We start from the raw sequence: 23,912 nt of genomic DNA on the forward strand, positions 1-23,912 counted from the left end.
TCAGTCCCGGTTGCGGTTCACGAGCCGTGAGAGCACGATCGCGCTGCGCGTGTGGTCGACGTTCGGGGCGATGCGCACGCGTTCGAGCGCGTCCTCGAGCGACGTGATGTCGCGGGCGCGCATGTGCACGATCGCGTCGGCGCTGCCCGTGACGGTGCCGGCGTACACCACCTCGGGAACGCCCTGGAGGATGCGCTGCAGCTCGTCGGGGGCCACCGTGCCCCGGCAGAACAGCTCGACGTAGGCCTCGGTGCTCATGCCGTCGACGGCGGGGTCGACCTGGATGGTGAACGAGCGGATGACCCCGTCGGCCACGAGGCGGTCGACGCGGCGCTTCACGGCCGACGCCGACAAGCCCACGGACGACCCGATATCGCCGTAGCCGGCCCGCGCGTTCTGGCGGAGCAGGTCGAGGATGGCGCGGTCGAGGTTGTCCATGCTCGGAGTGTACGTCGAATCCTTGCGTCAGAACAGGACTTGACGCGAGAATCCTGCGCGAGACCGCGAAGGCGGCGTCGCCCTCGGCGCGAAATCCGGAGATGAGCGCGCGAAGGCCGAGCTCGAAGGCGGATGCCGACCGCACGGCATCCGTCGTCAGGGGCGGTCCTAGGCTCGAAGCATGACCCTCGATTCCCCTGTGCGCCTCGGCATCCAGGTGCAGCCGCAGCATGCCCGCTATCCCGCCATCCGTGACGCCGTGCTCCGCCTCGAGGACCTGGGCGTCGACATCGTCTTCAATTGGGACCACTTCTTCCCGCTCTCACGGGGCCACGAGGGGATGCACTTCGAGGCGTGGACGATGCTCGGCGCGTGGGCCGAGCAGACCGAGCGCGTCGAGTTCGGCACGCTCGTGAGCTGCAACTCGTACCGCAACGCCGACCTGCAGGCGGACATGGCCCGCACCCTCGACCACATCAGCGCGAAGGGCGGCGGGCCAGGACGGTTCATCTTCGGCACCGGCTCCGGGTGGTTCCAGCGCGACTACGACGAGTACGGCTACGAGTTCGGAACCCCCGGAACCCGCCTGAACGCGCTCGCCGATGCGATGCCGCGCATCGAGGCGCGCTGGGCCAAGCTGGACCCGCCGCCCACGCGCAAGATCCCGGTCATGATCGGCGGCAAGGGCGAGCAGAAGACGCTCCGGATCGTGGCGAAGCACGCCGACATCTGGCACTCGTTCGTCTCGCCCGCCGACCTGCCGCACAAGCTCGACGTGCTCGCGCGCTGGGGCGAGAAGGTGGGGCGAGACGTGTCGGAGATCACGGTGTCGAACGAGCTCACCCGTCGCCGGGTGGACCTCGAGTACGCGGATGCCCTCTACGACGCCGGCGTGCGGCTGTTCACGCTCGGCATCGGCGGACCCGACTACGACCTCTCCCTCGTGCCCGAGTGGCTCGCGTGGCGCGACGCGAAGAACGGGTAGTCAGTTCCCGGCGATCGGGAGGACGTCGCCTGCGTACTGCCGGGGCGTCAGCTCGGCCGTGCCGTCGGGGAGGATGGTGCCGCGGACGAGGCCCTCGTCGCCCGGGAGGGACACCTCGACCCACAGGCCGCCTTCGGGGAACATGCCGTTGTGCGTGCAACTGGACGCGGTGAACTCGCTCGGCAGCGTCACGACGGCGCAGACCTCCGCGCCGCCATGGAGGCGTGCGATGCGCAGGGACACGCCGTCGGGGCGGGTGAGGAGCAGCCGGTACTCCGTCGGTGCGATGCTGTCGCGGGGATAGGCCGCCGTCGGCACATCTGCCGGGGTGGGCTCGGCCTCGTAGAGGCGCGACACGGCCGTGTCGGCGATCGGGATCACGGACGCATCGAGCTCGGGGGCCGCGGAGACCGCCACGGTCGACGGCTCGGGAACAGCCGTTCGCGCGCCGACCTGCCACCCCACGGCGACCCCGATGAGCAGGGCGGCCGTGCCGGCGGCGATCGCCCACTTCAGGGGCTTCGCCGCAGCCGTGTCGGATGCCTCGCCGTCGGGTCGCATGGCGGGAGTGGTCGGCGCACCCGCGGCATCCGTTCGCTCACGCTCCGCCTCACCCGCCGCACGCTCGCGCCGGATCAGCTCGAGCTCGGCGATGGCCGCGGCCCGCTCGGCGTCGCTCGCGCCGACGCCGTACGCCAGCAGCTGCAGTCGGCGCATCCGTTCGTCGTTGGGGGCCTGGTCCATGTGCCCTCGGTCCGACCGGTGGGGAGCCGGTCATCATCAGGATGCCCCCGACGGCGCGCCGCGGCAAGGGGCCTGCGCGCGCACACCGCGGCATTCGCGCCGCACGGCGCGAACCGAAGAACGGGGCGTCAGCCCTCGGCGACCTGAATGGGACCGGGCACGTAGTGGCTCGGCGTGAGCTCGACGGTGCCGTTGGGGTGGATGATGCCGCGGATGAGTCCCACGTCTCCCTGCACGAAGGCTTCGACCGTCAGGCCGCCTTCGGAGAACTGACCGTCACGGGTGCATGAGCCCGTCGTGAAGACCCCGGGGATCGCGAGGACGGCGCAGACGTCAGCGCCGCCATCGAGCCGGCTGACATACAGCGCCACGCCGTCGGCGCGTGTCACGAGCAGGCGGTAGTCGGTCGGCGCGATCCGCGGGTCGGGCGTCGCCGACTGCGGCACGTCCGCTGGGCCCGGCGTGGACTCGAACAGCTTCAGCACCGCCGTCTGGTCGATCGGGATCATGAAGCCGTCGAGCTCGGGTGCCGTGGAGACGGCCGCCGCCGACGGCTCGGAGGTCGACATTCGCCCGCCCGCCTGCCAGCCGACCGCGACGCCGACGAGCAGTGCGACCACGCCGACGGCGATCGCCCACTTCAGGGGCTTCGCCGCGCCGCCGCGGGATGCCCCGGATTCGGTCGCCGTGGCGAGTGCACCGGTCGAGGCGGGCGGGTGGGGCGCGTTCCCGGGATCGAGGGGCGGCGCCTCCGCCCGCTCGCTGACCGCCTCGGCCTCGGCCCGCTCATTCCGCAGCGTCTCGAGTTCGGCGAGGGCCGCGGTCCGTTCGGCGTCGCTCGCGACGGCGCCGTACGCGAGTCGCTGCAATCGCCGCATCCGCTCGTGGGCGGGATCGTCCATGCGGCCTCCGTCGGTCCGGCCCGGCGGGGGAGCCGGGTCGTGCATCAGGATGCACCACTCCGGTGCCCGTGAGCAACCGCTCTCACGCGCGCACCGCCGCATCGGGGCCCCGCACCGCGCACGAATACGGCGAATCAGCCGCGAACGAGCAGGAAGATTGCGCACGACGCCCGGAACTTCGAGCGAAATTGGGGTCACACTGAGATTGGCGTCTCGACGGCGGCGCGACCCGAAGCGCCGCCGTCGGGGCTCGCAAGAGCGACCTGGTCCGCCGACATTGCCAACAGGGGATGTTGCGCACGGAGCGCCGCGGCATCCGCCGACCCATCGAGGAGTGAGATGTCGACCGTGATCGAAACCGACGAGCAGTCAGGCACTCGGCCCGAGCGCCGGGCCACCGGGCGCAGCGTCCTCATGTGCCGCCCCGAGCACTTCACCGTGGTCTACCGGATCAACCCGTGGATGAATCCCGCCGAGCCGACCGACACGAGCCTCGCGCTCCAGCAGTGGCAGGCGCTCCACGACACCTACGTCGCGCTCGGCTACGAGGTGCACCTCATCGACCCGATCGAGGGCCTGCCCGACATGGTCTACGCCGCCAACGGCGGATTCGTGATCGACAACATCGCGTACGGCGCGAAGTTCACCCACGCCGAGCGCCAGCCCGAGGGCCCGGCGTACATGGACTGGTTCCGCGCGGCGGGATTCGACGTGCGAGAGCCCGAGGAGGTCAACGAGGGCGAGGGCGACTTCCTGCTCGTGGGGGAGACGATCCTCGCCGGCACGGGGTTCCGCAGCGACTCGGTCTCGCACCAGGAACTCGGACGCATCTACGAACGCGACGTCGTGACACTGCGGCTCATCGACCCGAACTTCTATCACCTCGACACGGGCGTCGCCGTGCTCGACACCACGCCTGGCCAGGAGCACATCGCCTACCTGCCGAGCGCGTTCGACGCGGCATCCGTCGCGGTGCTGCAGGCGCGGTTCCCCGACGCGATCATCGTGAACGAGACGGATGCCGCGGTGCTCGGCCTCAACTCGTTCAGCGACGGGTACAACGTGATCATCGCGTCGCGGGCGACCGACTTCGAGCGGCAGCTGCGCGCGCACGGCTACCACCCGATCGGCGTCGACCTCTCCGAGCTGCTGCTCGGCGGCGGCGGCGTCAAGTGCTGCACCCTGGAGCTGCGCCGATGAAGACCACGACAGACCGCACCACCGACGCGATCGCGCTCGAGGACGAGCACACCGCCCACAACTACCACCCGCTGCCCGTGGTCGTGGCATCCGGCGAAGGCGCCTGGGTGACCGACGTCGAGGGCCGCCGCTACCTGGACTGCCTCGCCGCCTACTCGGCCGTGAACTTCGGTCACGGCAACCCGCGGCTCATCGCGGCGGCGCGCGAGCAGCTCGACCGCATCACGCTCACGAGCCGCGCGTTCCACAACGACCGGCTGGGGCCGTTCGTCACGGAGCTCGCCGCGCTCTGCGGCAAGGACATGGTGCTGCCGATGAACACGGGCGCCGAGGCCGTGGAGTCGGGCATCAAGGTCGCCCGTGCCTGGGGCTACCGGGTGAAGGGCGTGGCACCGGATGCCGCGAACATCATCGTGATGACCGGCAACTTCCACGGGCGCACCACCACGATCATCTCGTTCAGCGACGACCCCGATGCCCACGACGACTTCGGGCCGTACACGCCCGGCTTCCGCATGGTGCCCTACGGCGACGCCGCGGCGGTCGATGCCGCGATCGACGAGAACACCGTCGCGGTGCTCGTCGAGCCGATCCAGGGCGAGGCGGGCATCGTGGTGCCGCCCGTCGAATTCCTTCCCGAGTTGCGCGCGCTCACCCGGGAGCGGAACGTGCTGCTGATCGCCGACGAGATCCAGTCGGGCCTCGGCCGCGTGGGTGCCACGTTCGCGTGCGAGCTCGTGGGCGTCGTGCCCGACCTGTACCTGCTCGGCAAGGCGCTCGGTGGCGGCATCGTGCCGGTCTCCGCCGTCGTCGGCGACCGGGACGTGCTCGGCGTGCTCCAGCCCGGCCAGCACGGCTCGACCTTCGGCGGCAACCCGCTCGGCGCGGCGGTCGGGCTCGAGGTCGTACGCATGCTCGCGACCGGCGAGCCCCAGGAGCGCGCCCGCGCGCTCGGCGCGCACCTGCAGGACCGGCTCGTGTCGCTCGTCGGCAGCGGGCTCGTCGCGGTGCGCGGCGCGGGCCTCTGGGCGGGCGTCGACATCGACCCGGCGATCGCGACCGGACGCGAGGCGTGCGAGGCGCTCATGCGCCGCGGCGTGCTCGCGAAGGACACGCACGGCCCGACGATCCGGCTCGCGCCGCCGATCGTGGTTGAGCAGGCCGACCTCGACTGGGCGGTCGACCAGCTCGAGGCCGTCCTCGCCGAGCTGCGGGGATAGCCGCCGACGGCTCAGTCCTCGGTCACGGTGATCGAGCCGTTCGATGTCCGCAGGTCGAGGGTGAACGCTCCGTCGGGATCGTTGGGCACGCCGATCTCGGTGCTGCCGTTCGAGGTGTCGGTCAGGACCCGGTACGAGTCCGGCGGCACGGTGACCTCGATCGCCCCGTTCGACGTGCTCGCCTCCACGTCCTGCGGCTCGCCGAGACTGAGCTCGATCGCCCCGTTCGACGTCGAGACGCGCACCCCGTCGCCGGAGAGGTCGCGCCCATCGATGCGACCGTTCGACGTCTCAGCCTGCACCCCGCCCGCCACGTCCTCGAGCTCGATCCGGCCGTTGTTCGTCTCCACGTCGACTTCGCCGACCGCGCGAAGCTTGATCGCCCCGTTCGACGTCGAGCCGCTCACGTCGACGCCCGCGGGCACGTCGATGGTGTAGTCGACCGAGCATCGGCGGCCGCAGCCGTGGAGCTCGAGGGTGTCGCCGTCCAGTTCATGGGTCTCGCCGAAGCTGCGTTCGCCCCGGTACGACACGGTGCGCTCGACGGTCGTCTCGGTCGCACCCTCGACGCCGCGCACGGTCACGCTTCCCGAGGGGTCGACGAGCTCGATCGCGCGGATCTCGCCGCTCACGGTGGTCTCGTCGCTGAACCGATGCGGCGGCGCGAGCAGGGCGCACCCGCCGAAGGTGCCGACGACCATCACCGTCGCCGCCGCCGCGACCGAGGCGCGCATGAACCTGTTCATGGTCTTCCCCCTTGCCGACCCGGCGGCACACGGCAGGCGTTCGCGGCACCCGGTCGTCAACGCCGACACTACCGCGCACGCGTGGCTGCCACCATGGTCGGCGGCGCCACCGCGGTACGATGACGCCAGGCCGCCGAAGGCCCGACAGGCGGCTCGGTCAGGGGTGGACGATGGCACTGAGCAAGAAGGAGAAGGCCGCCTCCAAGGCACTCGAAGCTGCCAAGGATGCGGTTGCCGAAGCGAAGCGGCTGGCGGAGAAGGTCGACAAGAGCGCCCGCAGGAAGGCGGCGAAGGTCGAGGCGAAGCTCGGCTCGGTCCTCGAGGACGCGCGGGCGACGAAGGCGAGGTCCAAGGCGGCGCGGAAGCCGGCGAAGTCGAAACCGCCGGCGAAGCCCGTGAAGTCGAAACCGCCGGCGAAGCCCGCGAAGTCCGCGACCAAGCCGAAGACCGCCTCGGCGAAGCCCGCGAAGTCCGCGACCAAGCCGCAGACCGCCTCGGTGAAGGCCCCGTCAGCGAACGCATCCAAGGCGGCATCGGCGACCGGGTCGTCGGACGGGCTCGAGACGCAGACCGTCGCGCAACTTCGCCAGCTCGCGAGAAGGCGAGGACTGCGGGGATACTCGCGGTTCACGAAGGCGCAACTGGTCGTTTCCCTCCGCGGCTGAAGCTCGAGGGCGTCGGGTCGCCTTCCGTGCCGAGTGCGGCGGCGCCCGACATCCGTTCCGAGCAGGAGGTCCCGTGACCGCTGACGTCCCCGGCATCCTCGACCGCTCCGCGCTCGCGGCGGCGCCCCGCACGCTCGTCGACGTGTTGCGCGAGACCACGCACGCCCACCCCGACGCCTCCGCGCTCGAGGATGCCGCGGGCGCGCTCAGCTACCGCGAGCTCATGGCGCGCGTGGTGCGAACCGCAGTGCGCCTGCACCATGAGGGGGTTCGTCGCGGGGATCGCGTCGGCATCCGCATGCCCTCCGGCTCTCGGGAGCTCTACGTCGCCATCCTCGGCGTGATGGCCGCGGGCGCGGCGTACGTGCCCGTCGACGCCGACGACCCCGATGAGCGCGCCCGGCTCGTCTTCGGCGAGGCCGACGTGCGCGGGGTGGTCTCAGGGGGCGGCGTGTTCGAGCCGAACGGCGGGACCGAGTCGGATGCCCCGCCGGCCGGCCTCTTCGACGGAACCCCGCCGCACCCGAGCACGCACGTGATCCCCGTCCCGACGCCGCCGGAGCTCGACGACGACGCGTGGATCATCTTCACCTCGGGATCGACCGGCACGCCCAAGGGCGTGGCGGTGCGCCACCGCTCAGCAGCCGCGTTCGTCGACGCCGAGGCGAAGCTCTTCCTGCAGGACGCGCCGCTCGGGCCGGGGGATCGCGTGCTCGCGGGGCTCTCTGTGGCGTTCGACGCCTCGTGCGAGGAGATGTGGCTCGCGTGGCGGCACGGCGCCTGCCTCGTGCCCGCGCCGCGGAGCCTGGTGCGCAGTGGCATGGATCTCGGGCCGTGGATGGTCACGCACGGGATCACCGTCGTCTCGACGGTGCCGACGCTTGCCGCGCTGTGGCCCGCGGAGGCGATCGAGAACGTGCGGCTGCTGATCTTCGGCGGCGAGGCGGTTCCACCCGAGCTCGCCGCACGGCTCGTCTCCCCCGAGCGCGAGGTGTGGAACACCTACGGCCCGACCGAGGCCACCGTCGTCGCCTGCGCCGCGCTGCTGGACGGCGTCGGCCCGGTGCGCATCGGGGTGCCGCTCGACGGCTGGGCGCTCGCCGTCGTCGATCCCGACGGACGGCCCGTCGGCGAGGGCGAGGTGGGGGAGCTCATCATCGCCGGGGCCGGACTCGCCCGCTACCTCGACGCCGAGAAGGACGCCGCCAAGTACTCGCCGATGCCGACGCTCGCCTGGGAACGCGCCTACCGGTCGGGCGACCTGGTCGTGTTCGACCCGGATGGCCTTCTCTTCCAGGGCCGTGTCGACGACCAGGTGAAGGTCGGCGGCCGGCGGATCGAGCTCGGCGAGATCGAGGCGGCGCTGCAGGCGCTCCCCGGTGTCACGGGAGCGGCGGCGGCGGTGCGCCGCACCGAGGCGGGCAACCAGGTGCTCGTCGGCTACCTCGCCGCCGACGGCGAATTCGATCGAGTCGCGGCCCGCGCCCGTCTCGCCGAGGAGCTCCCCGCCGCGCTCGTCCCGCTGCTCGCCGTGGTCGACGAGCTGCCGACCCGCACCTCGGGCAAGGTCGACCGCGACGCCCTGCCCTGGCCGCTGCCGGGGGTGGTTCCGGATGCCGCAGGGCTCGGGGCATCCGCGGCCTGGCTGGCCGAGCTGTGGCAGGCGGTGCTGGGCGTGCCGGTCTCGGAGCCCGACGCGAGCTTCTTCGACCTGGGCGGCGGATCGCTCGCCGCCGCACAGCTCGTGAGCCGCATCCGGGCGCGCGACCCTGAGTTCACCGTCGCCGACATCTACGACCGCCCTCGCCTCGGCGCCATGGCCGACGAGGTCGAGGCGCGGGTGTCCGACACCGCCGGATCGGACGCCGCGACGTTCCGGCAGCCCGTGCCGACGCCACGCGGCACGCAGTGGGTGCAGACGCTCGCCGGGGTGCCGCTGTTCATCCTGAGCGGGGCCCGATGGCTGCTCTACCTGCTCACCGCGACCACGATCCTCACCGCGGTCTCCGCCGACTTCGCATTCCTGCCGACCGTCCCGATCTGGGTGCTCATCGTGGGGCTCGCGCTCTTCGCGACGCCCTTCGGCCGCATGGCGATCGCCGTGGTCGGTGCACGGGTACTGCTCGCGGGGCTCGAGCCGGGTGACTACCCGCGCGGCGGCGCCGTGCACCTGCGCATGTGGCTAGCCGACCAGATCGCCCACCAGGTCGATGCGGTCGGGTTGTCGGGGGCGCCGTGGGTGACGAACTACGCGCGGGCGCTCGGCGCCAGGATCGGGCAGGACGTCGACCTGCACACCCTTCCGCCGGTCACCGGGATGCTCACGATCGGCGACCGCGCCGCGGTGGAGCCCGAGGTCGACCTCGCGGGCACGTGGATCGACGGCGATGTCGTGCGCATCGGCCGTGTGCGCATCGGGGCGGGTTCGACGATCGGCGCGCGCAGCACGCTGCTGCCGGGCGCGCGCATCGGCAAGCGGGCCGAGATCGCCCCGGGCTCGGCCGTCTTCGGTCGAGTGCCGTCGGGTCAGCGCTGGGCGGGGTCGCCGGCGGAGCGGGTCGGCCCCGCCCACATCACGACGGACGAGCCGCCGCGGCCCAGACGCTGGCTCTTCGCGTACGGGCTCTCCTCGCTCCTCCTCTCGCTCCTGCCGATCGCGGCGTTCGCGGCCGGAGGCGCGGTGATCGCCGCGGGGATGGCCGGATCGGCCACGCTCGGGGAGGCCGCGCTCCGTGCGCTGGCGTGGCTCGTGCCGGCGACGCTCGTGGCCGGCGTCGCCTTCGCGGGCCTCGTCGTGATCGCCGTGCGGCTTCTCGCGATCGGCCTGGGTGAGGGGCGGCATCCGGTGCGCAGCCGCGTCGGATGGCAGGCGTGGACCACCGAGCGATTGATGGATGCCTCGCGCACGATCCTGTTCCCGCTCTACTCGAGCCTCTTCACCCCGGTGTGGCTGCGCCTGCTCGGGGCGGAGGTCGGACGCGACGTCGAGGCATCCACCGTGCTGCTCATCCCCTCGATGACGACGATCGACGACCATGCCTTCCTCGCGGACGACACCATGGTCGCCTCCTACGAGCTGCAGGGCGGGTGGATGCGGCTCGAGGGCGCCCGCATCGGCAAGCGGGCGTTCCTCGGCAACTCGGGCATCGCCGCGGCCGGCCACCGGCTCGCGCGGGACACGCTCGTGGCCGTGCTCTCGGTGGCGCCCGCGAAGTCGAAGCCCGGCACGTCCTGGCTCGGCTCACCGCCGATGCGCCTGCGCCGCTCGGCCCTCGAGGTCGACGAGAGCCGCACCTACCGCCCTTCCTCCCGGTTGCGCATCGCGCGCACGCTCTGGGAGCTCTGCCGCATCGTGCCGGTGTTCGTCACCTGCGCGATCGGGCTCGGCGTGCTGTTCACGCTCGCGGCGCTCACCTCCGCGTTCGGCGCCGTGGTGGCGCTCCTCGTCAGCGGGGTCGTGATGCTCGCGGCCGGGGCGGTGGCCGCCATCGCCTCGACGATCGCGAAGTGGGTGTTCGTCGGCCGCATCCGGGCGGGGGAGCATCCGCTCTGGTCGAGCTTCGTCTGGCGCACCGAGGTGTCGGACACGTTCGTCGAGATGGTCGCCGCGCCGTGGTTCGCGCAGGCCGCGGCCGGAACCCCGGCCCTCGCCGTGTGGCTGCGCACCCTCGGCGCCCGCATCGGCCGTGGCGTCTGGTGCGACAGCTACTGGCTGCCCGAGGCGGATCTCGTGACGCTCGGCGACGGATCCACCGTGAACCGCGGCTGCGTCGTGCAGACGCACCTGTTCCATGATCGAATCATGAGCATGGACCAGGTCACCCTCGAGCCCGGCGCGACGCTCGGCCCGCACAGCGTGATCCTGCCCGCCGCTCGCATCGGCGCGCACGCCACCGTCGGGCCGGCCTCGCTCGTGATGCGCGGCGAGGTGGTGCCGGTCGGCAGCCGATGGAGCGGCAACCCGATCGGCCCGTGGCGCGTCGTCCGCTTCGCCGACTACCACGTGCAGGTGCGCTGATGGATCCGGCCGAGATCGGCGCCGACACCGCCGGCGACGCCTACCTGCCGCACAGCGGCAACGGCGGGTACCTCACCGTCTCGAACGCGCTGACCCTGAAGTACCGCATCGCACGAAACCGCCTCGACGGCGTCGCCGAACTGCGCCTCCGCGCGAGTCGGCGACTGGCCCAGTTCAGCCTCGACCTCGTCGGCCTCACGGCCTCGCGGGTGCGGGTCGACGGTCGCAAGGCCGAGTTCCGGCAGAGCCAGGGCAAGCTCCGCATCACCCCGGTGCGGCCGATCGAGCCGGGTTCCACCGTCGGGGTGATCGTCGAGTACGGGGGCGCCCCCCGACCCCGGCGCACCAGATGGGGAACGATCGGCTGGGAGGAGCTCGACGACGGCGTGCTCGTCGCGTCGCAGCCCTCTGGCGCGCCGACCTGGTTTCCGTGCAACGACCACCCGGCCGACAAGGCGAGCTACCGCCTGCGCTTCGAGACGGATGCCGCCTACACCGTGGTCGCGAACGGCGAGCTCGTCGAGCACCGCATCGTCGGCGGGCAGGGCATCTGGACGTACGAGCAGCGGGAGCCGACCTCGAGCTACCTGCTCATGCTGCAGGTCGGGCGGTACACGAGGCGATCGCTCGCGTTCGACGGCGCGGAGTGCGCGGTGTTCTTCCCACGGGCGCTGGAGCGCGAGGTGCGCGCCGATTTCGCCGACCTGCCGCGGATGCTCGAGGTGTTCGAGGAGCGCTTCGGCCCGTACCCGTTCGAGCGGTACGCCGTCGTGGTCACTGACGACGAGTTGGAGATCCCGCTCGAGGCCCAGGGCCTGGCGGTCTTCGGCTCGAACCACGTCGACGGCGAGGGCGGCGAGGAGCGGCTCATCGCGCACGAGCTCGCGCACCAGTGGTTCGGCAACAGCGTGGGTGTCGCAAGGTGGCAGGACATCTGGCTGAACGAGGGGTTCTGCTGCTACGCCGAATGGCTGTGGTCGGATGCCGCGGGCCAAGCCTCCGCCGACGAGCTCGCTCGCCACCACCACGCCGTGCTCGCCCAGCTGCCCGCCGACCTCCTCATCGGCGATCCCGGACCCTCGTACATGTTCGACGACCGGCTTTACAAGCGTGGCGCGCTGACCCTGCATGCGCTGCGGCACGAGCTCGGCGACGTCGCGTTCTTCGACCTGCTGCGAGAGTGGACGGCCACGAAGCGCCACGGAAGCGCGACGACCGCGGAATTCATCGATCTCGCCGACGCCCGCACCCACCGCGACCTGGGGGAGTTCTTCGAGTCGTGGCTGTACCATCCGGCACTGCCCCCTCTTCCCGCCCCGGTCCCTGCGCCGGGAGAGATCAGAGGCGCACCGGGGGCCTCGCGAGGGCGACGCTGACGAGGCATCCGTCGATCCGGAGGTCCGTGAGCCGGTACCGCGCAGGTCGGTCGGGGACGTGCGCGCGATCGCGGCCGAAGACCACCGAGGCGGGTTCGACGCGGAGGCCGCGGCCGTCGGCCTTCAGCACCGCCTCCGCACGGACCCAGCGACGGATCGCCGTGCGGCGCGAGCCGCCGAGGAGCTGCACGACGGCCGCGCGCCGGTCGGTCTCGGCCTCGCGCGATCGCGCGGCGCGGGGCCGCTCCACGTCGACGCCGACCGCGATGCCCGAGGGCGCGAGTGCCGCGATCACGAGTGCGGAGCACGATGCGAGGCTCACCGACGGCGGCGAGCCCGAGGCATCCGGCCAGTGCACCCGAGGTCGGCCATGGTCGCCGCCGCAGCGCTCGCACCTGGCCACCACGACCACCTCCTCCGGTCGCACGGCGCCGAGCCTCGCCGCGAGGTCGCGCAGGAGCATCCGGCCGAGCAGGAAGCGATCGCGTGCGGCGGGATCCGCCGTGTCGGCGGCGCGCGCACGCTCGGGCCCGTCGAGGAGGTGCAGGGCCCGCGCGCGGTCGAACTCGGCGGGATCGGCCCAGGCGAGCCGGACGCCTCCGTCGATCGCCGCCCCAGCGCTCATGTTCGTTCCTCGATGTCCCTGACGGATGTCGCGGCGAATCGTCGGCCGCCGCTCGCCAGTCCATCACCCGGGCGATGGGGCTGCAAGCAGACTCGTCGCGCTCGCGGCCTCCGGCCGGCCGTCGAGGGACCCTTCGCAGCAGACGGCCACCACGGGCGGTTACGATAGCGCGGATACGCCCGCCCGAGGTGAGGGAGCGAATGGCCGGCACACTCGTCGTGATCCCGACCTACAACGAACGCGAGAACCTCGCCGACACGGTGGCCCGTGTGCGCGCCGCGGTGCCCGCGGCATCCGTGCTCGTGGTCGACGACAGCTCGCCCGACGGCACCGGCGAGCTCGCCGACGAGCTCGCGGCGGCCGACTCCGCCGTGCAGGTGCTTCACCGCACGACGAAGGACGGCCTCGGCGCGGCCTACCTCGAGGCGTTCCGCTGGGCGCTCGAACGCGGATACGATCCGATCGTGCAGCTCGACGCCGACGGCTCGCACCTTCCCGAGCAGCTGCCGCGCCTGCTCGACCGGCTCGAGGCGACGGATGCCACTGCCAGCCCCGCCGATCTGGTGATCGGGTCGCGGTGGGTGCCCGGCGGCTCGATCGAGAACTGGCCGCGGCGGCGCGAGCTCCTCTCGCGCTGGGGGAGCGCGTACGCCCGCGTGGCGCTCGGGCTCGACACCCGCGACGCGACCGCGGGGTACCGCGCATTCCGTGCGGCGGCGCTGCGGCGCATCCGCCTGGAGGACGTGAACACGCGCGGCTACGGGTTCCAGGTCGACATGCTCTGGCACGCGCGCGAGGCCGGCCTCACGGTCGTCGAGGTGCCGGTCACGTTCGTGGAGCGGGCGCGCGGGCGCTCGAAGATGAACCCGGCGATCGTGCTGGAGGCCATGGTGCGCGTGACGGGATGGGGGCTGCGATCGCGGTTCGGCCGCCGTGCGGCGACGCAGTCGGCGAACGGCGGCAGCGGGTCGGCGGCGGGTCGCTCCCGCGCCTGACGCGCATCCTCGGAAGTCCCGACCGGCTGCGAACCCGGTTCCGGGGGAACGGTCGGGTCGCGGCGACGATCGGTCGGGTGCGAACGCTCGCCGTCCGCGAGGCTGGTGCCCTGGCCTGAAGGAGCACCATGTCATCGAACACGCTGTCGACCTCGACGTCGTCCATAGGCGCCGCGCCGGGGACCTCGGCGTCGGTCGTCCGCCCGGCCGCCTGGTTCGCGGTCGTCTCGCTCGGCCTCGGCGTCTTCACCCTCGTCACCAGCGAATTCCTGCCGGCGAGCCTCCTGCCGCCCATCGCGGCCGAGCTCGGCATCACCGAGGGCACGGCCGGCCAGCTCGTCACCGCCACGAGTATCAGCGGCATCATCGGCGGCCCGCTGATCGTCTCCGCCCTCCCGCGGATCGACCGGCGTTGGGTGATGACCGGCCTCACCACGCTCGCGATCGCGTCGAACGTGCTCGTGGCCATCGCGCCCGCGTTCGGGCTCATGCTCGCGTCGCGACTGCTCCTCGGCATCGCCCTCTCGGGATTCTGGGCGATGTCGCTCGCCGTGACGGCGCAGCTCGTGCCTGCCGAACGGCTGGGCCGGGCGATGACCATCGTGAACGCGGGCGTCTCGCTCGCGACGATCGCCGCAGTGCCGGCCGGCGCGTACTTCGGCGAGCTGCTCGGCTGGCGTGCGGTCTTCCTCCTCGCCGCCGGCGCGGGCTTGGTCACGCTCGCCGCGCAGCTCGCGACGCTGCCCTCCGTTTCGCCGAGTGGCGCGCCCGGGTTCCGTGCGCTGCTCCGGACCGCGCGGACCCCGGTCGTGGCCATCGGCATCCTCGCCATCGTGCTCATCGCGGGCGGCCACTTCATGGGCTTCACCTACCTGCGCCCGGCCTTCGAGGGCATCGACGGGCTCACGCCCGAGCTGCTCGCGGTCCTGCTCCTCGTCTACGGCGTCGCCAGCTTCGTGGGCAACGCGGTCGCCGGGCCGATCGCCGACCGGCGCCTGGCCGTGCTGTTGATCGCCTCGCCCGTCGCCATCGGTGCGGGCACCGTGGTGTTCGCGCTGCTCGGCTCGAGCCTCGCGCTCGCATTCGTGACGGTGTTCGTCTGGGGCCTCGGGTTCGGGGCCGTGCCGACCATGGTGCAGACGTGGATCGCGCGCGTGGCGCCCGACCGGCTCGAGAGCGCCGGCGGCCTCGTGGTCGCCGCCTTCCAGATCGCGATCACGATCGGCGCTGCCGTCGGCGGCCTCCTCGTCGACACCGTCGGCGTGCAGGCGGCCTTAATCGGCGGCGGCATCGCCGCGGTGCTGGGCGCGGGCGTGCTCAGCTCGGCGCGAACCCGCTGAGCCGCGTCAGGCGACGGTGCGCACGGCGGAGCGGCGCCAGTGGCTCGGCGATACGCCCGCATGCCGCCGGAACGCGCGGCTGAATCCGGCGTCGCTCTCGTAGCCGAGTTCGTAGGCGATGTCGCCGACCGCGGCGCCGGCGCGGAGCATCCGCTCGGCTCGTTCCATCCGCACGCGCGTCAGGTAGCGGGCGGGGGTGTCGCCGACGGCGTCCCGGAACTGCTCGGCGAACTGCGAGCGCGAGGCGCGGGCGAGTCGTGCCAGCGACTCGACCGTCCACGGCGAGCCCGGGTCGTCGTGGATCGCCTCGAGCGCGCGGCCGAGGTGCGGGTCACGCTCCGAGGCGAGCCACTCGCGGGCGTTGCCGCAGCCGCGTTCGAGCCAGATGCGCACGGCCGCGGATGCCACGACGTCGGCCAGCCGGCCGATGACCGAGCCGCTGCCGGCGCGATCGCTCGATGCCTCGCGGTGCATCGTCTCGAGGAGCGAGGCGAAGATCGGCTCGTGCACGCGGAAGCCGCACGTGTACAGCACGGACGGCATGACCCGCGTCGCGATCGCGTCGCTGCCGTTGAGGGCGAGCGAGCCGCTCAGCAGCCGGGCCTCGTGCGCCGTGCGAAGTTCGGCCGGCCCGCCGTGCGGCAACAGCACGAAGTCGCCGGCCTGCATGTCGAGCGGCTCGGCGTCGTCACGGCGCAGCTGCACGTCTCCCGTCGCCACGTAGTGGAAGCGGATGCCGCGCCCGTCGTCGTGTCGCGGCGGCCCCGCCCGCAGCTCGCGATGGCCGAACTCGAGCACGCTCCAGTGCAGGCGCTCGAGTACCGCGTCGATGCTGCCCTCGGCATCGACGATCGCGGCGGGGCCGGCGCCGGCTTCGATCGCGCTCATGTGAGCTTCAAGCGTGACGGGCGGTGGATCATTCCCCGCCGCCGTGCGCACGGAGCGCGAGGACGGCGCCGACGAGCTCGGCCGGGGCTCAGCCCGCGAGCAGCAGCGGCTCCGCGACGAGGCGCTCCCGCGCCCGGCGTCGCGCGCCCACGAGGGCGGCGTCGGTGCCGACGCGTCCCGCCGCGATCGGTGGGATCGACGCCAGCACGCCCCCGCCGATGGTCGGCCGGTTCGATCGGTAGGCGGTGTCGATGTCGCTGATGAGCTGCGACCAGTAGCCGCCGACGACTACCACCGCGGGGTCGATGGCCGGCACCACGACCTGCAGGGCCCGGCCGATCCACAGGGCGGCGTCGAGCCACGACCAGCGCGCGCGGTCTTCCGCCGCGGCGACCCGGGCGACGAGCTCCTCGAGCGCTGCGCCGTGCCCGTGCACGTCCGCGAACGCGTCGAGGCCGGCTCGTTCGAGCACGACCTCGGGCGCGGCGACCGTGGCGAGGCATCCGTGCTGCCCGCACTCGCAGCGCACGCCGCCCTGCATCACCGGAAGATGCCCGAAGGTCGCCGCCAGGCCGTGGGCGCCGTGCAACGGCACGCCGCCCACGATCGCCGCCGCGGCGACGCCCGTGTCGCCCGCGATGTAGAGCACGTCATCGACACCGGGCAGCAGCCCGCGCTCCGCGACGGCCGCGGCGAGTGCTGCGGGCTGCAGCGCGAGGGGCAGCAGCAGCGCGGGCTCGACCTCGGTGAGCGCGGGCATGCGAGCGCGCAACTCGCCGAGCACGTCGACCGGTTCCGCGCCGAGGCGGGCGTCGGTGACCACCACAGGGGGCGTGCCGGCGACCGCGCCGTCGACGAGCACGGTGACGTCGGCGATCGGATGCCCCGACCGCTCGGCCTGCGCCAGCGCCCTGCCGAGCGCGATGCTGACGGCGTCGAGGACACGGACAGAGGCGGGGACCGACGGTGCACCGTCGCCCTCCGGCGCGCTGTCGGCATCCTCACCGGCCACGGGGACGGCGAACCGCGAGAGCTCCACGCCGGAGAGGCTCGCGATCGTGGCCACCGCCTCGTCGGGCCGGATCAGCGTGGTGACGAGCACGTGATCGGCGGCCGACAGGGAGAGCGGCGTCGCGCGCCCGTCGCCCGTGGGGTCGTGTTCGGCGGCGCGGAGGATGCCCGCCTCGATGAGGCGCGAGGTGAGCCCGGCGATCGCGCCGCGGCCGAGGCCCGTGGCGGTCGCGAGTTCGCTGCGGGTCGCCGGCCCGTGCGTCACGAGGTGTTCGAGGACGATGCTGGAGTGTTCGAGGTGCGCGGCCAGCGGGCCGGTCGTGGTCGGAACCGATGTCTCGCCGACATGCGTCATGTCGCAAGCATGCTGGGCGTGTCGCCGCTGGTCACGTACCCCGTTCGGGGGCACAGGCCGGGCGCCTCGCCACAACCCCGACCCGATCAGGGTGCGACGAGCGGGCGTACTCCTGCGTAGCCGTCGGCGGCGGTGCGCGACGGGGTGTCGTAGACGCGCGCAGTGCCCGCGGCATCCGTGAACCGCGACCAGCCTGGGTCGCCGTGCTGCACGAACGCGACCGCGCCGCCGTGCACGTCGTCGGCGAGGGCCTGCGGCGGGTGCTCCCCGGCGATCGCGCCGACGCGCTCGGCGCCGAGGCAGTCGAAGAAGAACGGCACGTCGACGCAGTGCACGGCGCTGCCGAAGTTCGGCGACCTCCACGAGAAGCGGTAGAGCCAGGTGGGCGCGGCGCCGCGGGCGCGGGCGATGCGCAGGGCGAGGGTGCGGAACATCCGGTCGGTGAGGTAGCGGCCCACGATGGCAGCCGTTCCGCGCCTGGTGACCTCGCGGTTCGCGGCGAGGTACGCCGAACGGGCGCCGCCCTTCAGCCCGACCTTGCCGAGGAGATAGCGCGCCGGGACCCACCGCAACTTGTCCTTCGCCCCGTCGAGGATCATCGAGAACTCGTCGTCGGTCGCGCCGAGCACGAGCGGCTTGTCGGCGCCGATGCCCGCGCGGATCGCCTCGACCGTCGCCATCGGCACGAGGTCGCCGTCGATCACCGGGCCGAGGCTCAGGCCGCCGTCGATGAAGCTGCGCAACCCGTCGAGCGGGTTCCCGCCTTCGACGGATGCCGTCAGCTTCTGCTGCAGCTCCAGCACCCGCTCCTCGCTGAGCCTGGAGAGGCCCGCCCGGGTCGGCTCGACCCCGCCCGCCTCGGCGAGCCTGCGTCCGAACGCCTCGGCGTCGGCGAGCGAGACATCCGCCGCCGCCCCCGAGATGCTGTACACGGCGGCGATGAGCGGCTGCGCCTTCGGCATGCCGAGCAGCGCGAGCACCGCGCCGCCGCCCGCCGACTGGCCCGCGATCGTGACGCGTGCCGGGTCGCCGCCGAACGCCGCGACGTTGTCGCGCACCCACTCGAGGGCGAGCAGCCAGTCGAGCACGCCGCGGTTCAGCGGGGCGTCCGCGATCCAGCCGAAGCCGTCGAATCCGAGCCGGTACGACACCGACACCGTGACGACGCCGTCGCGGTTGAACGCCGCGCCGTCGTACCACGGGCTCGCGGGCGAGCCGGCGAAGTAGCCGCCGCCGTGGACGTAGACCAGCACCGGAAGGCCCTCGCCGACTGCGGTGGGTGCCGGGGCCGGGGTGAAGACGTTCACGTTCAGCGTCGACTCACCGGGCACCGACGGCTCGGGGATGAGCGTCACGCCGGGGTCGCCGCGCTGCGCCGTCGCCCCGAAGTCGAGCGCATCGCGCGCGCCCTCCCACGGCCGGTGCGGCACGGGCGCCGCGAAGCGCAGCTCGCCCACGGGCGCCTCGGCGAACGGGATGCCGAGGAAGGCGGCGGATGCCCCGGCCGTGCCGGGTTCGCCGCGCCACGCGCCGCGCACGCGCCCGGCGGTGGTGTCGGCCTCGACGAGGGTTCCGGTGCTGGTCTGGGTCACGGTGATGCTCCTATCGGACGCTCTTGATGGGGATGAGCACGAGCGCCGCGGCGATCACCGCGACGATACCGAACACGAACAGTCGGCAGGGGCTAGCACCAAAACCGAATGGCGCTAGGCAATGAGTATGCAGCGCCGCCGCCCCAGAATTCAACCGCTGGACGAAACGCCCAGTATCCGCTCAGGCCTTGCGCGTGACGAGGTGCCAGAGGTAGGCGACGTGGTCGGCCATGTCGATCGAGGGGTCGAGCATCCACTGGGTCTGCAGGCCGTCGGCCGCGGCCAGGAAGAGGTTCGAGATGCGGTCGGGGTCGAGGTCGGGGTCGATGTTGCCGGCCCGCTGCTCGTCGCGCACCAGCTGGCCGAACAGCGCGCGGAACTGCTCGTAGCGCTCGACGAAGAACTCGTGGGCCGGATGCTCGGGGTCGCCGGCCTCTGTGGAGACCTGGGCGTAGAGCTGCACCAGCCCAGGCACCTCCGAGTTGTGGCGGATGACGGCGAAGAACCCCTCGATGGGATGCTCGAGCTCCCCGTCGAAGGCGGCCGCGTCGACCTCGTCGCGCTTGCGGAGGATCTCCTGGAAGAGCTCCTCCTTCGATGCGAAGTAGTGCAGGAGCCCGGCCTGGCTGAGGCCGACGGCATCGGCGAGCTCGCGCACGCTCGTGCGGCGATAGCCGTTGCGCGCGATCACGTCGAGCGCCGCGGTGAGGATCTCCTCGCGCTTCGCGACGCCCTTCGCGTACGAACCCCTGCGTGCCATACCTGCATGGTACGGACTCCTCGTTGCAAACGAAAACCGAACGTTATATGGTTTTGCTCACTCAGTGTCGAGACCCCGAGAGGACCCCACCATGACGACGGCGTCAGCCCCCACCCCAACGCTCGAACCCCACGGCACCGACGAACCGCGACCCCTCGTGAGGGGCAGCCTCAAGCGGTTGCTCGGCTGGATCATCCCGGCGAACCTCTCGATCTTCATCCTCTGGGGCGCGATCCCCGGCGTACTCCTGCCGCTGCAGGTCGCCGGCATCGACGAGGCGAACAAGGTCGCCAACCTCGCCCTCATCACGACGGTCGGCGCGTTCGCAGCGATGATCGCGCAGCCCGTCGCCGGCATGATCTCCGACCGCACGCGCTCGCGGTTCGGACGCCGCGCACCCTGGATGGTCGCGGGCGTGCTCATCGGGGGACTCGCCCTCGTCGGCATGGCGCTCGCGAACGGCCTCGCCCAGATCGCCATCGCGTGGACGATCGTGCAGATCGCCTACAACTTCGCCCAGGGCCCGCTCAGCGCCATCCTCCCCGACCGGGTGCCCCACGCCGCCCGCGGCACGTTCGCCGCGCTCGCCGGCGCCGGCGCCATGTTCGGTGCGCTCGGCGGCCAGATCGCCGGCTCGGCGCTGCGCTCGGACATCCCCGCGGCCTACATGCTGCTCGCGGGCCTCGCGCTCGTGGTCATCACGCTCTTCGTCGTCTTCAACCCCGACCACTCCAGCCGCGACCAGGTCAACGAGCGCTTCTCCCTGCGCGCATTCCTCAGCACGTTCTGGGTCAACCCGGTCAGGCACCCCGACTTCTTCTGGGCCTTCACCGGCCGCCTGCTGCTCTACACCGGCTACTTCGCCGTGACCGGCTACCAGCTCTTCATCCTGTCGGACTACATCGGCCTCGGCGACGCGGCCGTCGAGTCCATCCCGCTGTTCGGCCTCGTCGGCCTGGTGGGCATGATCGCGGCGATGCTGGTCGGGGGTCCGCTCTCCGACCGGCTCAGCCGCCGCAAGGTGTTCGTGTTCGGGTCGTCCGTCACGGTCGCGGCGGCTCTGGTCGTACCCCTCGTCATGCCCACGTTCACGGGCTGGCTCATCTTCACGCTCGTCGCCGGCCTCGGCTTCGGAATGTTCCAGTCGGTCGACCAGGCCCTCATGAGCGAGGTGCTCCCATCGAAGGACTCGTACGCGAAGGACCTCGGCGTCGTCAACATCGCCGCGACCCTGCCGCAGACCCTCGCACCCGCCGTGGGCGGCGCGATCGTGCTGGCCTTCGGCGGCTACGCTGCGCTGTTCCCGGTCGGCATCGTGCTCTCGCTCCTCGGCGCCGTCGCCGTCTGGCCGATCAAGGCGGTCAAGTGATGACGGATGCCGCCGCGCAGAGCTCAACCGCCACCAGGGCCTCAACCGGAAGGAACCGACCATGACCGACACCCTGAACCCTGCGACGAATGCCGCCGCGGCATCCGCCATCGATCGCACCGCCGCCGAGGTCGTCGCCGACCTCACGCTCGAGGAGAAGGCGTCGCTGACCAGCGGCGCGAGCTTCTGGACGACCAAGCCCGTCGAGCGGGTGGGCCTGCCGGCGATCATGCTCACCGACGGCCCGCACGGCGTGCGCAAGCAGCGCGAGGGCAGCGACCACCTCGGGATCGGCGACAGCGTGCCCGCGACGTGCTTCCCGCCGGCGGTCGCGCTCGGCTCGTCATTCGACCCCGAGCTGCTCGAGCGCGTCGGCGCGGCCCTCGGCGAGGAGTCGCAGGCCGAGCGCGTCGGGGTGCTCCTCGGCCCGGGCATCAATATCAAGCGCTCGCCGCTGTGCGGCCGCAACTTCGAGTACCTCTCCGAGGACCCGCTCGTGTCGGGCGTGCTCGGCTCGGCGCTCGTGCGCGGCCTGCAGTCGCAGGGCGTCGGCGCGTCGCTCAAGCACTTCGCGGCGAACAACCAGGAGGCCGACCGCATGCGCGTCTCGGCCGACATCGACGAGCGCCCCCTCCGCGAGATCTACCTGCGCGGCTTCCAGCGCGTCGTCGAGGACGAGCAGCCGTGGACCGTCATGTGCTCGTACAACCGCCTCAACGGCGTCTACACCTCGGAGGACCCCTGGCTCCTCACGAAGGTGCTCCGCGATGAGTGGGGCTTCGACGGCCTCGTCGTCTCGGACTGGGGCGCCGTGAACGAGCGCGTCACCGGCCTGGCGGCCGGCCTCGACCTCGAGATGCCCTCGAGCGAGGGTCGGACCGATGCCGAGCTCGTCGCAGCGGTGCGCTCGGGCGTGCTCGACGAGCGCCTGCTCGACACGGCCGCGCGCCGCAACGTCGAGCTCGTGCAGAAGGCGGTGCGCGGCGCGCGATCATCGCAGGTTGAGCGTGTCGAAACCTACGACGCCGACGCCCACCACGCGCTCGCCCGCGAGGTCGCCGCCGCATCGATCGTGCTGCTGAAGAACGACGACGCCGTGCTGCCGCTCGCCGCCGGAGCCACAGGGGAGGGCACTGCCGTCGCCGTGATCGGCGAGCTCGCGCGCACGCCGCGCTATCAGGGCGCCGGCTCGTCGCAGATCAATCCGACCAGGCTCGACAACGCGCTCGACGAGATCCGTGCGCACGCCGGTGCCGGTGCCGAGGTGCCGTTCGCGGCGGGCTATGCCGACGACGGGGCGATCTCCGAGGAGCTCACCGCAGAGGCGGTCGCCGCGGCATCCGCAGCCGACACCGTGCTGCTGTTCCTCGGCGTGCCGGCGGCGCTCGAGTCCGAGGGCTTCGACCGCGACGACATCGAGCTGCCCGCTGCGCAGCTCGCGCTCGCCGACGCCGTGATCGCGGCGAACCCGCGCACGGTCGTGGTGCTCGCGAACGGCGGCGTCGTGCGCCTGTCGGGGCTCGCCGACCGCGTGCCTGCGATCGTCGAGGGGTGGCTCCTCGGCCAGGCCGGCGGCGGCGCGATCGCCGACGTGCTCTACGGCGTGGTGAACCCGTCGGGTCGCCTCGCGGAGACGATCCCGGTGCGCCTCGCCGACAGCCCGGCGTACCTCGACTTCCCGGGCGAGCACTCGCACGTGCGCTACGGCGAGGGCCTCTTCGTGGGCTACCGCTGGTATGACGCGCGCGAGCTCGAAGTGTCGTACCCGTTCGGACACGGACTCTCGTACACGGCGTTCGCATACTCGGATGCCTCGGTGTCGGCCGATGATTCGGGCCTCACCGTGCGCGTCACCGTGACGAACACGGGCGACCGCAACGGGGCCGAGGTCGTGCAGGTGTACACGTCGCTGCCCGGCTCGCGGGTGGTGCGCGCCCCGCGAGAGCTCAAGGGCTTCGCGAAGGTCGCGCTCGCGGCCGGCGTGTCCCGCGAGATCGTGGTGCACGTGCGCCGCGAGGACCTCGCCTACTGGGACACCCGTGTCGACCGCTGGGTCGTCGAAGGCGGCGCCTACGCGGTGGAGGTCGGGGCGTCGAGCCGCGACATCCGTGCGACCGCCTCGGTCGAGGTCGAGGGCGACGCCGTGCGCGTGCCGCTCACGATGGACTCGTCGATGGGCGAGGTGTTCGCGCATCCCGTGGCGTCGCAGCTCATCATGCAGGCGTTCGCGGCCGGCGGCGACAGCGCCACGAGCGCGCTGATCGCCGACCCGTCGCTGTTCAAGATGATGGAGTCGTTCCCGGTCGGGCGCCTCGCGGGGTTCCCCGGCGGGCCGTTCGGGCGCGAGCAGGTGGAGCAGCTGCTGGCGGCGGCGAACGCGCAAGGCTAGCGGCACCGTCCGAAGGGGTCATCGCTTCCCACTCCGCGCGACTCCGGCACTGATGCTGTTCTGGCATCAGTGCCGGAGTCGTCCTGCGCTGTTGCCGTCGGTGGCTGCTCGTCGCAGACCTCGCCAGAGCGCGAGCGAGAGGACGCCGAGCAAGTACGGTGGGAGCGCCGCGCCCCACCAGAGGAAGCCCGAGAACGTCATCGCCGCGAAGGAGAGGACGACCGCGGCGAAGCCCACCAACGCACGATGCGAGCGCGTCAAGGGGCCGCTGCGGCAACCGCCGGCATCGTCAGC

General features: G+C 72.3%; 20 protein-coding genes. 10 read left to right on the forward strand and 10 right to left on the reverse strand.

The window, feature by feature from the left end:
* Positions 1-438, reverse strand: a complete 438-nt coding sequence (locus tag ASG80_RS02245) for an Lrp/AsnC family transcriptional regulator (RefSeq protein WP_056727990.1) — start codon at positions 436-438, stop codon at positions 1-3.
* A gap of 181 nt (positions 439-619) precedes the next feature.
* On the opposite strand from ASG80_RS02245, the gene ASG80_RS02250 reads away from it, so the two are divergent.
* Positions 620-1,423 carry an LLM class F420-dependent oxidoreductase gene (locus tag ASG80_RS02250; protein ID WP_056727992.1) on the forward strand — a complete coding sequence of 268 codons (804 nt, stop codon included), beginning with the start codon at positions 620-622 and terminating at the stop codon, positions 1,421-1,423.
* Here ASG80_RS02250 and ASG80_RS02255 read toward each other — a convergent pair whose 3' ends face one another.
* Positions 1,424-2,167 carry a hypothetical protein gene (locus tag ASG80_RS02255; RefSeq protein ID WP_056727995.1) on the reverse strand — a complete coding sequence of 248 codons (744 nt, stop codon included), beginning with the start codon at positions 2,165-2,167 and terminating at the stop codon, positions 1,424-1,426. It abuts the gene before it with no gap.
* A 128-nt stretch (positions 2,168-2,295) separates the two neighbouring features.
* Positions 2,296-3,069, reverse strand: coding sequence for a hypothetical protein (locus tag ASG80_RS02260; RefSeq protein WP_056727998.1), 774 nt, complete (start codon positions 3,067-3,069; stop codon positions 2,296-2,298).
* 339 nt (positions 3,070-3,408) lie between these two features.
* Here ASG80_RS02260 and ddaH point away from each other — a divergent pair, with 339 nt between their 5' ends.
* Complete coding sequence (ddaH, locus tag ASG80_RS02265; RefSeq protein WP_056727999.1) at positions 3,409-4,269, forward strand: dimethylargininase; 861 nt, start codon at positions 3,409-3,411, stop codon at positions 4,267-4,269.
* On the forward strand, positions 4,266-5,489 hold the full coding sequence (gene rocD / locus ASG80_RS02270; protein WP_056728001.1) for an ornithine--oxo-acid transaminase: 1,224 nt from the start codon (positions 4,266-4,268) through the stop codon (positions 5,487-5,489). Before ddaH ends, rocD begins: the two co-directional genes overlap by 4 nt.
* Positions 5,490-5,500: 11 nt before the next feature.
* On the opposite strand, the gene ASG80_RS23850 is transcribed toward rocD, so the two are convergent.
* Positions 5,501-6,235, reverse strand: a complete 735-nt coding sequence (locus ASG80_RS23850) for a DUF4097 family beta strand repeat-containing protein (protein WP_056728003.1) — start codon at positions 6,233-6,235, stop codon at positions 5,501-5,503.
* A 170-nt stretch (positions 6,236-6,405) separates the two neighbouring features.
* Here ASG80_RS23850 and ASG80_RS02280 point away from each other — a divergent pair, with 170 nt between their 5' ends.
* From ASG80_RS02280 to ASG80_RS02290, 3 genes are all read left to right on the forward strand, one after another.
* Complete coding sequence (locus tag ASG80_RS02280; RefSeq protein ID WP_056728005.1) at positions 6,406-6,900, forward strand: Rho termination factor N-terminal domain-containing protein; 495 nt, start codon at positions 6,406-6,408, stop codon at positions 6,898-6,900.
* Positions 6,901-6,973: 73 nt separating this feature from the next.
* Positions 6,974-10,918: a Pls/PosA family non-ribosomal peptide synthetase gene (locus ASG80_RS02285; RefSeq protein WP_056728014.1), complete on the forward strand. Its 3,945-nt coding sequence runs from the start codon at positions 6,974-6,976 to the stop codon at positions 10,916-10,918.
* Positions 10,918-12,294, forward strand: a complete 1,377-nt coding sequence (locus ASG80_RS02290) for a M1 family metallopeptidase (RefSeq protein WP_056728016.1) — start codon at positions 10,918-10,920, stop codon at positions 12,292-12,294. Before ASG80_RS02285 ends, ASG80_RS02290 begins: the two co-directional genes overlap by 1 nt.
* Here the strand turns inward: ASG80_RS02290 and ASG80_RS02295 are convergent.
* Positions 12,257-12,919, reverse strand: coding sequence for a 4'-phosphopantetheinyl transferase superfamily protein (locus tag ASG80_RS02295; protein WP_056728019.1), 663 nt, complete (start codon positions 12,917-12,919; stop codon positions 12,257-12,259). The two genes, ASG80_RS02290 and ASG80_RS02295, sit on opposite strands and share 38 nt — an antisense overlap.
* A gap of 200 nt (positions 12,920-13,119) precedes the next feature.
* On the opposite strand from ASG80_RS02295, the gene ASG80_RS02300 reads away from it, so the two are divergent.
* Complete coding sequence (locus ASG80_RS02300; protein WP_056728021.1) at positions 13,120-13,914, forward strand: polyprenol monophosphomannose synthase; 795 nt, start codon at positions 13,120-13,122, stop codon at positions 13,912-13,914.
* 128 nt (positions 13,915-14,042) lie between these two features.
* Complete coding sequence (locus tag ASG80_RS02305; protein ID WP_082589663.1) at positions 14,043-15,254, forward strand: MFS transporter; 1,212 nt, start codon at positions 14,043-14,045, stop codon at positions 15,252-15,254.
* A gap of 6 nt (positions 15,255-15,260) precedes the next feature.
* On the opposite strand, the gene ASG80_RS24325 is transcribed toward ASG80_RS02305, so the two are convergent.
* The 4 genes from ASG80_RS24325 to ASG80_RS02325 form a co-directional block, all read right to left on the reverse strand.
* Positions 15,261-16,142, reverse strand: coding sequence for an AraC family transcriptional regulator (locus ASG80_RS24325; protein ID WP_056728023.1), 882 nt, complete (start codon positions 16,140-16,142; stop codon positions 15,261-15,263).
* Between the two features lie 88 nt (positions 16,143-16,230).
* On the reverse strand, positions 16,231-17,508 hold the full coding sequence (locus tag ASG80_RS02315) for an ROK family transcriptional regulator (RefSeq protein ID WP_056728026.1): 1,278 nt from the start codon (positions 17,506-17,508) through the stop codon (positions 16,231-16,233).
* Positions 17,509-17,594: 86 nt separating this feature from the next.
* A complete protein-coding gene (locus ASG80_RS02320) occupies positions 17,595-19,100 on the reverse strand; it encodes a carboxylesterase/lipase family protein (protein WP_056728027.1) in 1,506 nt (501 codons plus the stop codon).
* A 181-nt stretch (positions 19,101-19,281) separates the two neighbouring features.
* On the reverse strand, positions 19,282-19,860 hold the full coding sequence (locus tag ASG80_RS02325; RefSeq protein WP_056728030.1) for a TetR/AcrR family transcriptional regulator: 579 nt from the start codon (positions 19,858-19,860) through the stop codon (positions 19,282-19,284).
* 91 nt (positions 19,861-19,951) lie between these two features.
* Between ASG80_RS02325 and ASG80_RS02330 the strand changes: the two genes are divergently transcribed.
* Together ASG80_RS02330 and ASG80_RS02335 are read left to right on the forward strand one after the other, a co-directional pair.
* Positions 19,952-21,229, forward strand: a complete 1,278-nt coding sequence (locus ASG80_RS02330; RefSeq protein WP_056728031.1) for an MFS transporter — start codon at positions 19,952-19,954, stop codon at positions 21,227-21,229.
* 61 nt (positions 21,230-21,290) lie between these two features.
* Positions 21,291-23,618 (forward strand): glycoside hydrolase family 3 C-terminal domain-containing protein, encoded by a 2,328-nt coding sequence (locus tag ASG80_RS02335; RefSeq protein WP_056728034.1) that lies wholly within the window; start codon positions 21,291-21,293, stop codon positions 23,616-23,618.
* A 66-nt stretch (positions 23,619-23,684) separates the two neighbouring features.
* On the opposite strand, the gene ASG80_RS02340 is transcribed toward ASG80_RS02335, so the two are convergent.
* The gene (locus ASG80_RS02340; protein WP_156401609.1) at positions 23,685-23,855 is read right to left on the reverse strand and encodes a hypothetical protein; all 171 of its coding nucleotides are present in this window, start codon (positions 23,853-23,855) and stop codon (positions 23,685-23,687) included.
* Between the last annotated feature and the right edge of the window lie 57 nt (positions 23,856-23,912).

This window comes from Agromyces sp. Soil535 (assembly GCF_001428255.1).
Taxonomy (GTDB): Bacteria; Actinomycetota; Actinomycetes; order Actinomycetales; family Microbacteriaceae; genus Agromyces.